Source organism: Streptomyces odonnellii (assembly GCF_000981895.1).
Taxonomy (GTDB): Bacteria; Actinomycetota; Actinomycetes; order Streptomycetales; family Streptomycetaceae; genus Streptomyces; species Streptomyces odonnellii.
Window position 1 is genome coordinate 1 of the sequence record NZ_LATD01000086.1, and the last position, 3,737, is coordinate 3,737.

General features: G+C 71.1%; 2 protein-coding genes. Both read right to left on the reverse strand.

What is annotated here, in order from left to right; genetic code table 11:
- Positions 1–1,958 (reverse strand): acyl-CoA dehydrogenase family protein (locus WH07_RS09935; RefSeq protein WP_046498166.1); only part of this gene is annotated, 1,958 nt, incomplete at its 3' end.
- A 257-nt stretch (positions 1,959–2,215) separates the two neighbouring features.
- Positions 2,216–3,661: an aldehyde dehydrogenase family protein gene (locus tag WH07_RS09940; RefSeq protein WP_046498169.1), complete on the reverse strand. Its 1,446-nt coding sequence runs from the start codon at positions 3,659–3,661 to the stop codon at positions 2,216–2,218.
- Positions 3,662–3,737 lie beyond the last annotated feature (76 nt).

The following is a 3,737-nucleotide window of genomic DNA, read 5'->3' on the forward strand; positions in this document are numbered from 1 at the left end:
ACGTTGGGGTGGGGGGACGGGCCCGGGGTGGTGTCGGCGATCCAGGGGCCCTCGCCGCTGGGGTCGATGATGCCGTCCTCCAGCCACGCGTAGCGGCCGGCCAGGACGCCGCCGACGACCCTGCGGTCGATGTCGTCCGTGTTGGACCACAGGCGCGTGAAGAGTTCCTCGACGCGGATACGCGCCTGGCGGCAGAAGGCGTCGGCGAGTTGGTAGGCCTCGCGGCCGTGGTCACCGTTCGTGCGCAGCAGTTCGGCCCGTACACACGCCGCGCTCATCGCGAACAGCTCCGCGCCGATGTCCACGATCCGGCCGAGGAAGCCCTGTTTCGTCTCCATGCGGCCCTGCCAGCGCGACATGGCGTAGAAGGTGGAGCGGGCGAGTTTGCGCGCGGTGCGCTCGGCGTAGCGCAGGTGCACCGACAGGTCCGGCAGGCCCTCGTGGTGGAACTCGCCGTAGGAGCCCGGCAGTTGGCCGGGACCCGCGACCAGTTTCGGCAGCCAGCGGGCGTAGAACTTCCCTGCCTGCGCGCCCGCCTTCGCCTTGTCGGCGAGGGACTTGTCCGGGTCGATGATGTCGCCGGCCACCGAGAGATGGGCGTCGACGGCCTCGCGGGCGATCAGCAGATGCATGATCTCGGTGGAGCCCTCGAAGATCCGGTTGATCCGCAGATCGCGGAGCATCTGCTCGGCGGGTACGGCACGTTCACCGCGGGCCGCCAGGGACTCCGCGGTCTCGAAGCCGCGGCCGCCGCGGATCTGGACCAGTTCGTCGGCCATCAGACAGCCCATCTCCGAGCCGTACAGCTTGGCGAGCGCCGCCTCGATCCGGATGTCGTTGCGGTCCTCGTCGGCCATCTGCGACGCCAGATCGACCATCGCCTCCAGCGCGAAGGTGGTCGCGGCGATGAAGGAGATCTTCCCGCCCACCGCCTCGTGCCTGCCGACCGGCTTGCCCCACTGCTCACGGGCCCCCGACCACTCCCGGGCGATCTTCAGACACCACTTGCCCGCGCCCACGCACATCGCGGGCAGCGAGAGCCGACCGGTGTTGAGGGTGGTCAGGGCGATCTTGAGACCGGCTCCCTCGGGGCCGATCCGGTTGGCGGCGGGGACCCGGACCCGGTGGAAGCGCGTCACCCCGTTCTCCAGGCCGCGCAGGCCCATGAAGGCGTTGCGGTGCTCGACGGTGATGCCCGGCGAGTCCGCCTCGACGACGAAGGCCGTGATGCCGCCCTTGTGCCCCTCGGACTTCGGGACGCGCGCCATCACCACCAGCAGATCGGCCACGACCCCGTTGGTCGTCCAGAGCTTCACGCCGTCGAGGACGTACGCGTCGCCGTCGGGCACGGCCGTCGTGGCGAGCCTGGCCGGGTCGGAGCCGACGTCCGGCTCGGTGAGCAGGAAGGCCGAGATGTCCGTACGGGCCAGCCTCGGCAGGAACGTCTCCTTCTGCTCCTGCGTGCCGAAAAGCTTCAGCGGCTGCGGTACGCCGATCGACTGATGGGCGGAGAGCAGCGCGCCGATCGCGGGGCTCGCGGAGCCGACCAGGGCCAGCGCCCTGTTGTAGTACACCTGGGTGAGGCCGAGACCGCCGTACGCGGTGTCGATCTTCATACCGAGCGCGCCCAGCTCCCTGAGGCCGTTGATCACCTCGTCCGGGATCCGGGCCTCGCGCTCGATCAGCGCGCCGTCGATCCGCGTCTCGCAGAACGCGCGGAGGCTCGCCAGGAACTCCTCGCCGCGCCTGACGTCCTCCTGGGCGGGCAGGGGGTGCGGATGGATGAGGTCGAGCCGGAAGCGGCCGAGGAACATCTCCTTGGCGAAGCTCGGCTTGCGCCAGCCCTGCTCACGGGCGGCCTCGGCGACCTGGCGCGCCTCCCGCTCGGAGACCTTGGGGCGGCCCGGCGGCTCCTGGGGGGAGGATGCTGCTGAGGGTGCGGATGGGGCGGAGGACATGAGGAACTCACCTCGCCGCGGAGTCGGGTCCAGTGACGGTTTTACCGGCTGGTTCTACTCGTCCGTATCTACCCGATTAACGCCCTCCCCACCAGTCGTGGAGCAAAGGGATCAAAGGTTCGTAGGGGACCTGTGGGGCTGGGTGGGTACGGATACGGATACGGATACGAGTACGGGTACCCGCACGACCGGACGGCAACGGCCGGAGCCCGCGCATCGCGGACTCCGGCCGTTCCGAGACGCTCACCGAAGGGTGTCTACAGGTCCAGGCCCGTGAACACCATGACGCGCTCGTACGTGTAGTCGTCCATCGCGAAGCGCACGCCCTCGCGGCCGACGCCGGACTGCTTGACGCCGCCGTACGGCATCTGGTCGGCGCGGTACGAGGGCACATCGCCGATGATCACGCCGCCCACCTCAAGTGCGCGGTGGGCACGGAACGCGGCCTGCACGTCATGGGTGAACACCCCGGCCTGGAGGCCGTACTTCGAGTCGTTGACCGCCGCGAACGCCTCGCTCTCGCCCTCGACCCGGCGGAGCGTCAGCACGGGCCCGAAGACCTCCTCGCGGGAGACCTTGGCGTCCGCGGGGACCTCGGAGAGGACGGTGGGCGCGTAGGCCGCGCCGTCCCGCTTGCCGCCCGCGAGCACCTGCGCACCGGACCGTACCGCCTCGTCCACCCACGACTCGACGCGCCTGGCGGCGTCCTCGCTGACGAGCGGGCCCACGTCGGTGGACTCGTCGGCGGGGTCGCCGGTGTTCTGCGCCTCGACCGCCGCGACGATCCTGGGCACGAGCCGCTCGTACACCGACGCGTCGGCGATCACGCGCTGGACGGAGATACAGGACTGGCCGGCCTGGTAGTTGGCGAAGGTCGCGATCCTGGTCGCCGCCCGGTCCAGGTCCTGGTCGCTCGCGTAGTCGGCGAGGACGACGGCCGCGCCGTTGCCGCCGAGTTCCAGGGTGATGTGCTTGCGCGGGACGGAGTCCATGATCGCGAAGCCGACCTTGTCGGAGCCGGTGAACGAGATCACGGGCAGCCGTTCGTCCTGGACGAGGGCGGGCATCCGGTCGTTCGGCACGGGCAGTACGGACCAGGCGCCGGCCGGCAGATCGGTCTCGGCGAGCAGTTCGCCGAGGAGGAGGCCGGAAAGGGGCGTCGCGGGGGCGGGCTTGAGGATGATCGGGGCGCCGACTGCGATGGCCGGGGCGATCTTGTGGGCGCAGAGGTTGAGCGGGAAGTTGAACGGCGCGATGCCGAGGACGGCGCCGCGGGGGAAGCGGCGGGTCAGGGCGAGGCGGCCGGCACCGCCGGGGTCGGTGTCGAGGCGCTGGGCGTCGCCGCCGTTGAAACGGCGGGCCTCTTCGGCGGCGAATCGGAACACGGAGACGGCGCGGCCGACCTCGCCGCGGGCCCATTTGAGGGGCTTGCCGTTCTCGGCGGAGATCAGCCGGGCGATCTCGTCGGCGCGCTCGGCGATCCGGCGGGAGACATGGTCGAGGGCGGCGGCGCGGAGGTGCGCGGGGGTGGCGGCGAACTCGTCCCGTACGGCGTACGCGGCGGCGACGGCCTCCTCGACCTGGGCCTCGTCCGGCACCGCGACGGTGCCGACGAGCCGGCCGTCCCAGGGGGAGGTGACGTCGATGGTGTCCTCGCCGGTGGCCTGGCGGCCGGCGAGCCAGAAGGCGTGGGTGGAAGTCATCGCGAGTCCGGGCCCTTCCGAGTAGGTGGTCCGCGTGGGGGCGGTGGTGGGGGTGTCTGTGTCCACGGTAGGGCGG